7 protein-coding genes are annotated in these 7,688 nt (G+C 57.4%); 6 read left to right on the forward strand and 1 reads right to left on the reverse strand.

Features of this window, described 5'->3' with window-relative positions; all coding sequences use genetic code 11:
• Positions 1-142 precede the first annotated feature (142 nt).
• On the forward strand, positions 143-1,549 hold the full coding sequence (locus ABUK73_RS22805) for a DegQ family serine endoprotease (protein ID WP_353579249.1): 1,407 nt from the start codon (positions 143-145) through the stop codon (positions 1,547-1,549).
• Positions 1,546-2,862 (forward strand): replication-associated recombination protein A, encoded by a 1,317-nt coding sequence (locus ABUK73_RS22810; RefSeq protein WP_353579250.1) that lies wholly within the window; start codon positions 1,546-1,548, stop codon positions 2,860-2,862. The genes ABUK73_RS22805 and ABUK73_RS22810 overlap by 4 nt, the downstream gene beginning before the upstream one ends.
• 13 nt (positions 2,863-2,875) lie before the next feature.
• Here ABUK73_RS22810 and ABUK73_RS22815 read toward each other — a convergent pair whose 3' ends face one another.
• Entirely contained in the window at positions 2,876-3,187 is a 312-nt protein-coding gene (locus ABUK73_RS22815) for a DUF1883 domain-containing protein (protein ID WP_113087755.1), read from the reverse strand.
• A 242-nt stretch (positions 3,188-3,429) separates the two neighbouring features.
• Between ABUK73_RS22815 and ABUK73_RS22820 the strand changes: the two genes are divergently transcribed.
• The 4 genes from ABUK73_RS22820 (at position 3,430) to ABUK73_RS22835 (ending at position 7,525) form a co-directional block, all read left to right on the forward strand.
• A complete protein-coding gene (locus tag ABUK73_RS22820) occupies positions 3,430-4,353 on the forward strand; it encodes a hypothetical protein (protein ID WP_353579251.1) in 924 nt (307 codons plus the stop codon).
• A gap of 181 nt (positions 4,354-4,534) precedes the next feature.
• Complete coding sequence (locus ABUK73_RS22825) at positions 4,535-5,716, forward strand: extensin-like domain-containing protein (protein ID WP_353579252.1); 1,182 nt, start codon at positions 4,535-4,537, stop codon at positions 5,714-5,716.
• A 124-nt stretch (positions 5,717-5,840) separates the two neighbouring features.
• Complete coding sequence (locus ABUK73_RS22830; RefSeq protein ID WP_113087950.1) at positions 5,841-6,767, forward strand: ABC transporter ATP-binding protein; 927 nt, start codon at positions 5,841-5,843, stop codon at positions 6,765-6,767.
• Entirely contained in the window at positions 6,764-7,525 is a 762-nt protein-coding gene (locus ABUK73_RS22835; protein ID WP_353579253.1) for an ABC transporter permease, read from the forward strand. The genes ABUK73_RS22830 and ABUK73_RS22835 overlap by 4 nt, the downstream gene beginning before the upstream one ends.
• Positions 7,526-7,688 lie beyond the last annotated feature (163 nt).

Below are 7,688 nucleotides of genomic sequence, written 5' to 3' on the forward strand. Positions count from 1 at the left end.
CCTTATATGCCGTCTAAAGTCTTGATGACCACAATTTGTTCCATTGCTGTGTTTGATGCACAGTCTGTCATTATCTTGCCGCCCTTTGATTTATAGGCTGAGGCGTTATAACTCCATCATATTGATGAGGATGAGGAATCACATGCCAAGCATGTTGAAGTATCTGACCACCGGCCTTCTGGCGACGATGCTGGTCATGCCTGTACCCGTGCGGGCGCAGGACAATAAAACCGTACCCGCTAGCACGGCGGAAATGCAGCTTTCTTTTGCGCCGCTGGTCAAGCGCACGGCTGGTGCGGTCGTGAATGTCTATGCAGAGCGCATGGTGCAAAAGCGTGGCTCGCCCTTTGCCGGTGACCCGTTCTTCGAACAGTTCTTCGGGCAGCAATTGCCCAATCGCACGGAAAAGCAGTCCTCGCTCGGTTCCGGCGTCATCGTTACAGGCAGCGGTCTCGTGGTGACGAACAATCACGTCATCGATGGTGCCGACGATATCAAGGTGGCACTGGCGGATGGTCGCGAGTTTTCATCCAAGGTTCTGCTGAAGGATGACCGCATCGATCTCGCCGTGTTGCAAATCGATGCCAAGGAAGAATTCCCCGTTCTGTCACTTGGCGATTCGGATAAGACAGAGGTCGGCGATCTTGTGTTGGCCATAGGCAATCCCTTCGGTGTGGGGCAGACGGTGACGAGCGGTATCGTCTCGGCGCTGGCGCGTAACCAGGTCACGCAGGGCGATTTCGGCTTCTTCATCCAGACGGATGCCTCCATCAACCCCGGCAACTCCGGCGGTGCGTTGATGAACATGGCGGGTGAACTGATCGGCATCAATACGGCCATATTCTCGCGCGGCGGTGGCTCAAACGGCATCGGCTTTGCCATTCCGGCCAATCTGGTGCGCGTGTTCCTCGCTGCTGCCGAAAAGGGCGATACCAGCTTCCAGCGGCCTTACGTCGGTGCAACCTTCGATCCTGTGACGTCTGAAGTGGCCGAGGCGCTTGGCCTCAAGCGTGCCCGTGGTGCGTTGGTCGTCAGCGTCGTGAAGGATGGACCGGCTGAAAAGGCCGGCATCGAGCCGGGGCAGGTGGTGACGGCGGTCAATGGCATCGAAGTCGAGCACCCCGACGCCCTGGGCTATCGCCTAACGACAGCAGGCATCGGCAAATCGGCCAAGATCACTCTGATCGACAAGGGCAAGGAAAAGACCGTCACAATCGCGCTCGATACCGCGCCGGAAACGGCACCGCGTGACGAACGCTTGCTGGAGGGTCGCAATCCTTTCGCTGGAGCCACGATCGCCAATCTCTCGCCCAAGCTTGCGGATGAGCTGCGCATGCCGACCAGCACGACAGGTGTGGTCATCATGGATGTGAAGCGCAATTCGCCAGCCGCCCGCGTCGGCTTCCAGCCTAAGGACATCATCGTGTCGCTGAACGGCGCGGACATGACGTCCACGGCTAGTGTCGAGAAGGCACTGGAGGACAATCCCGGCTTTTGGCGTCTGGAAATCATTCGTGACGGTCAGCGCATCCGGCAATTCCTGCGATGAGCGGCGATCTCTTCGCCCCACAGATACCAACGGAGGTCGCCAACCGGCGGCCTTTGGCAGACCGGCTGCGCCCGACCACGCTTGCCGAGGTTACCGGCCAGTCGCATCTGACGGGCGAAGAGGGCGTTTTACGCCGCATGATCGAAAGCGGCTCCTTGGGCTCGATGATTTTCTGGGGCCCGCCCGGCACCGGCAAGACCACGGTTGCCCGGCTGCTGTCGGGCGAGGCCGGGCTGGCCTTCGAGCAGATCTCGGCCATCTTCTCCGGCGTCGCCGATCTTAAGAAGGTTTTCGAGGGTGCGCGCACTCGCCGCATGAACGGACGGCAGACCTTGCTGTTCGTAGACGAAATACACCGCTTCAACCGCGCCCAGCAGGACAGTTTCCTACCAGTCATGGAAGACGGCACCATCATCCTCGTTGGTGCGACGACGGAAAATCCGTCCTTCGAACTCAACGCCGCTCTTTTGTCGCGAGCACGGGTGCTGACGTTCAAGTCCCATGACGAAGACAGCCTTGCCGAGCTTCTGAAACGCGCCGAAAGCGTCGAGGAAAAGCCGCTGCCGCTGACCGATGACGCACGCGCCTCGCTGATCCGCATGGCGGATGGTGATGGACGTGCGGTACTGACTCTGGCGGAAGAGGTCTGGCGCGCTGTTCGCAAGGATGAGATTTTCGATACGGAAGGCCTGACGCATATCGTCCAGCGTCGCGCCCCTGTTTATGACAAGGCGCAGGACGGGCACTACAATCTCATCTCCGCGCTGCATAAATCCGTGCGAGGCTCCGACCCTGACGCAGCGCTCTATTATCTGGCGCGCATGATGGATGCGGGGGAAGACCCACTCTATCTCGGGCGGCGTCTGGTGCGCATGGCGGTGGAAGATATCGGTCTTGCGGACCCGCAGGCGCTGGTCATCTGCAATGCGGCCAAGGATGCTTACGATTATCTCGGCTCGCCGGAGGGTGAACTGGCACTGGCGCAGGCCTGCGTCTATCTGGCGACGGCACCCAAATCCAATGCTGTCTATACCGCTTTCAAAGCGGCGATGCGGGCGGCCAAGGAAAACGGTTCTCTGCTGCCGCCCAAACATATTCTCAACGCTCCGACCAAGCTGATGAAGAGCGAAGCCTATGGCGATGGCTATCGTTACGACCACGATGAGCCGGACGCCTTTTCAGGGCAGGATTATTTCCCGGAGAAGATGGGTCGCACGACCTTTTACGATCCGCCGGATCGTGGCTTCGAGCGGGATATTCGTAAACGGCTGGATTGGTGGGCGAAGCTTCGGCGCGAACGAAACGCGAAATAGCCTGTGAGCCTGCTCAGGATGCCTTGCGGGCAAGCATGGCGGTATGAGGCGGCAGCATTTTTACGGATGATTCTGCTAGCGCCGCATGCCCTTCGCAATCTACCACCAGATGCCAGTGCGATGTCTCGGGGATCGTCACGCGAATAGGGGATTTCTTGGCGACACCACCCAGATATTTGAAATCCAGCATTTCGGTAAAGCGCTGGTAATTGCCCGAATTCATCAGCCGCACATTGTTGATGGCATTCAACGATACCTCGATGATCGCGCCAGCGCGCAATTCTTTCAGATCATAATGGGTAAAGTGGAAGCTCGGCTTGGCCATGGGTCGCCCCTTCATTCGTAGCTCTGTCCCATAACGTTACGGCCCTATGATTAACGCTTCCTTTCGCGGCCTTCGAAGCCAGGTGGCATTCTCATGTTTTGCGCGAGTATTCTGTGAGCGACCGCGCAATGGCGGCAGTGTCTGGCTGAATTTCATCTCATGGCTTTAATTTCGCCCTATTTTCACTCGCATTAGTTTTGTCTTTCTTTGTTTGATTGCGTTTCTGAATGAGGAGACAGGGAATGGCATCACCGCTATCGGAACTGACCGGTTCCAAAGCCATGGCTCAAGACGACCAGTTCAAACTGTTTCCGCTGAAGAGCGGCCCGCATTTTTCCGGTGCCGGCAAGTCCAGCGGTGCGAGCGGCATTATCTTTACCGGTTACACAGGGGAGGCCAGCTTCGACGCCGATCCCTATTCCTGCTGCGGCAGCTATACGCTTCGCAACTCGGTGCATGCGGCAATCGCGGGTATGACGTCGGATGGCTGCACGGTCTTTGCCCTGAAAAGTGTCATCGACCAGCGTCCCTGCCTGGCTGTCGGCGGCTTTGATCGCAGCGGCAAGCCATTCGAACTCAGCAATGCGCAGTTTGATCGCGTCACCGCGCCGCTGTTCAATTTTGCCAGCAATGTCTCCCCGATTTTGGGAACGGAGCCTGCCCTTGGCGTGCAGATGCGCAACGGCAATTCGACCTACGGCTTCCAGTACAATGCCCGCAGCGAGCGCTATATCTTTAACTACAACAACCGCATTGCGAATGGATATCATTCCAGCGGTGATCCAGATTTTGAAATGAAGAACAATGTTTCCGTCGAGCATGATGGAAGCCGGTTTACCCGGTTCAGCGCTGGGTCAACCGTGCGGGATCTGGACAGATCGCTTTCAGCGAGCGTCTTTCAGGAGCAGACGCAACGCGGTTTCGATGCGACCGTTCGCAATGGCGATCTCTACGGTTCGATTGGCAAGACCTACATGGAGAACGCGCAGACCCGCAGGCTCGGGCTGGGTTACGGTCCAACCTCTTTCCATCGCGAAGATACGACTGGAGGCAAGATCACCGAAAGGCTGGAACATAAAATGGAAGAGGTGACACTCGAAGTGTCCCGCACGCGGGACCGTGGCCGCCCCACGGAATACGTCATCACCTTCAAATTCCAGCTGTGATGTAGCGACCCATTCTTCAGGCGCTTATAAGCCGGACAACGCCGATGTTGTCTGGCTTTTGCGCACCCAAGCCTTTGCCACTGACTTTCTCGGCTGAGGCGCAAAGACTTCGTTTACCAAATTTGTTTAGAATTTCCTTCAATTGCCGCGCGTTGCGGCCGCTGAAGGTACAGGTTCTGGTATGGCGTATGTTTCCCTTCCGCGTCGTTTTGTGACGTTGTTGATGATGTCCACGGTGATCGTGTCGTGTTCTGCGGAGAGCCTTGTTCCTCCCGCTGACGTCGATGGCGCGACACGCGTAAGCTCCATCCGCTCCTCTCAGCAGCAGAATTACAGCGTTCCTCCGGGGGCAGGCGTTCAGAGCCAGCCCACCAGCGATTACGCGCCACTTGCCCAGCCCATGCCGCAGCATACGCCGTCTCGCGATCCGTTGTTGCAGGCGGCTCCGGGCCAGCAATATTCCACGCTGGATGCGCAGCAGGCGCGTTTGGGTGGCGCAACTCCGCAGATGTCCAGCGAAATGGCCGAAGGCGAGGGCGGCGTCAATATGGATGACGGGCTGGGCGTTTCCGGCCCCGTGCGTGGCCTTGCGGAAGAGCAGGACATGGATATCTCTAGCCCATCCAGCCAGCCGATGGGCAGCAGGATGCAGGCGGCACCCGCACAGCGTCAGCAGCCTGTCGGTCAATCCCGCCTTGTCCCGCCACCCGGTGAAGGCCAGCGCCAGCGTCAGCCGGTCCAGGAAGTGGCGATGCTGATGCCTGACAACCCGATGCAGGAAAACCGCATGTCTTCCCCGCCGGGCATGATGCCGCAATCGGAAATTTCCTGCCGCTCCGAGCTGCGCAGGCTCGGCGTTTCGTTTCGTGATGTCGCGCGCATAGCCGATGGTCCCACCTGCGGCATCGACTATCCTCTCGAACTCTCAGGCCTTGCCAGCGGTGTTGCCATCCGGCCTGCCGTCAAACTCAACTGCCAGGTCACGCTTGCCTTTGCCAAATGGGTGAAGTTCGAACTCGTGCCATCCTCGCGCTTCCGCTATCTCTCCGGCGTTGAGCGGATCACGCCGATGGGCGGTTATTCCTGCCGCAAGATGAATTCGCGTTCCAGCAATCCATGGTCAGAACATGCGCGCGGCAACGCCATCGATATCGGCACGATCACGCTGAAGAACGGCAAGGAAATCGACGTGCGCAAGAAGAGCTTCTTCGCCTTCCGCGAAAAGGGTCTTTTGAAAGCCGTGCGCAGCGACAGCTGCAAATATTTCTCGACTGTTCTCGGACCGGGAAGCGATCCAAACCACTGGAACCACTTCCATTTCGATCTGCGCACCCGCAAATCCGGCTATCGCCATTGTAGCTGAGATTGGTCTACTCAAAACCATCCCGCATATGGAATGATCTTCTTACGGGGATGGCTTTTAAGCAATCTTGAACCTATATCCTTCTCAGCAGGATTGTGTTGAAAGATTTCTTATGAACTCCCCCATAACTCCAATCGTCTCCATCCAGAACCTGACCAAGTCCTACGCGAACGGCTTTCAGGCTCTCAAGGGTATTACACTCGACATTTATCAAGGCGAAATCCTCGCGCTTCTCGGGCCCAACGGCGCGGGCAAGACGACGCTGATTTCCATCATCTGTGGACTGGTCAATCCCGGCGAGGGCAGGGTGCTGGTCGGCGGGCATGATGTGGTCAGCGAATTTCGCAAGACCCGCGAGTTGATCGGCCTTGTGCCGCAGGAACTGACGACCGACCAGTTCGAAACCGTCTGGAACACGGTGTCCTTCTCCCGCGGGCTGCATGGCCAGAAGAAGAACCCGGAGCTTGTCGAGCGGATTTTGAAATCGCTGTCGCTCTTCAGCAAGAAGGACAACATGCTGCGTGAGCTCTCGGGCGGCATGAAGCGGCGTGTGCTGATTGCCAAGGCACTGGCGCACGAGCCGAAAATCCTGTTTCTGGATGAGCCGACGGCGGGCGTCGATGTCGCCCTGCGTCGCGATATGTGGCAGGTTGTGGAAGAGCTTCGCGCCACCGGCGTTACCATCATTCTCACCACCCACTATATCGAAGAAGCCGAAGAGATTGCCGACCGCGTTGGCGTCATCAATGGCGGCGAGCTTCTATTGGTGGAAGACAAGACGGCCCTGATGCAGAAGCTCGGTCGCAAGCAGCTTTCGCTTGAGTTGACCGAGCCGGTGAAGGCTTTGCCGGACAGTCTCTCACAGTTCCAGCTGTCACTTTCCGAAGACGGCAGCTGCCTGACTTACGAATATGAAGGCAATGGCGAGCAGAGCCGGATCGCCGATGTGCTGGCAGCGCTGTCCGCTGCAGGCATTCACTTCAAGGATATTTCAACGCGGCAAAGTTCTCTCGAAGACATTTTCGTGGCGCTGGTGGGAGGTCAAAAATGAACTTCGAGGCTATCAAATCCATCTACCTGTTCGAAATGGCCCGCACGCGCCGCACACTTCTGCAAAGCGTCGTGTCACCGGTCATCTCGACGTCGCTTTACTTCATCGTCTTCGGCACGGCCATCGGTTCGCGCATTCAGCAGGTGGAGGGCGTATCTTATGGCGCCTTCATCACACCCGGCCTCATCATGCTGACGTTGCTGACGCAATGCATCAGCAACGGCTCATTTGGAATTTATTTCCCGAAATTCACCGGCACGATCTACGAAATTCTATCGGCCCCCGTGGCGATGAGCGAGATCGTCATCGGCTATGTCGGGGCGGCGGCGACGAAGGGGTTGATGATCGGCACGATCATTCTCATCACGGCCTCCTTCTTCGTCGATATATCGATTGCTCATCCCTTCATGATGGTCCTGTTCTTCGTGCTGACGGCGATCAGCTTCAGCCTCTTCGGCTTCATTATCGGCATATGGGCTTCGAATTTTGAACAGCTCAACCTCATCCCGATGCTGGTCGTTCCACCGCTGACCTTCCTCGGCGGCAGCTTCTATTCCATCAACATGCTGCCGCCCTTCTGGCAGACGGTCAGCCACTTCAATCCGGTGCTGTATCTCATCAGCGGCTTCCGCTGGAGCTTCTACGAAATCTCAGACGTGAACCCGATCCTCAGCCTTGCGATGATCACGCTGTTTCTGGCCGTGTGCCTTGGCGTGGTAGGCTGGATGTTCAAGACCGGCTATAAGTTGAGGAACTGACCGAGAGCGGTTTTATACGCATTCAACGTCATCCTCGGGCTTGTCCCGAGGATCTGATCACGTTTGATCTTGGGGTTCGTTAGATGCTCGGGACAAGCCCACTGCTGTCCGGTTTAATCTCACACCCATTGCATTACCATCTGGTCTTTGTGTCGGTTGGTGC

The organism is Agrobacterium vacciniicorymbosi, assembly GCF_040427045.1.
GTDB lineage: Bacteria > Pseudomonadota > Alphaproteobacteria > Rhizobiales > Rhizobiaceae > Agrobacterium.

Coding starts and splice junctions, on each gene's coding strand:
- ABUK73_RS22805 (WP_353579249.1), top strand. CDS start 143: ATGCCAAGCATGTTGAAGTATCTGACCACCGGCCTTCTGGCGACGATG.
- ABUK73_RS22810 (WP_353579250.1), top strand. CDS start 1,546: ATGAGCGGCGATCTCTTCGCCCCACAGATACCAACGGAGGTCGCCAAC.
- ABUK73_RS22825 (WP_353579252.1), top strand. CDS start 4,535: ATGGCGTATGTTTCCCTTCCGCGTCGTTTTGTGACGTTGTTGATGATG.
- ABUK73_RS22815 (WP_113087755.1), bottom strand. CDS start 3,187: ATGGCCAAGCCGAGCTTCCACTTTACCCATTATGATCTGAAAGAATTG.
- ABUK73_RS22820 (WP_353579251.1), top strand. CDS start 3,430: ATGGCATCACCGCTATCGGAACTGACCGGTTCCAAAGCCATGGCTCAA.
- ABUK73_RS22835 (WP_353579253.1), top strand. CDS start 6,764: ATGAACTTCGAGGCTATCAAATCCATCTACCTGTTCGAAATGGCCCGC.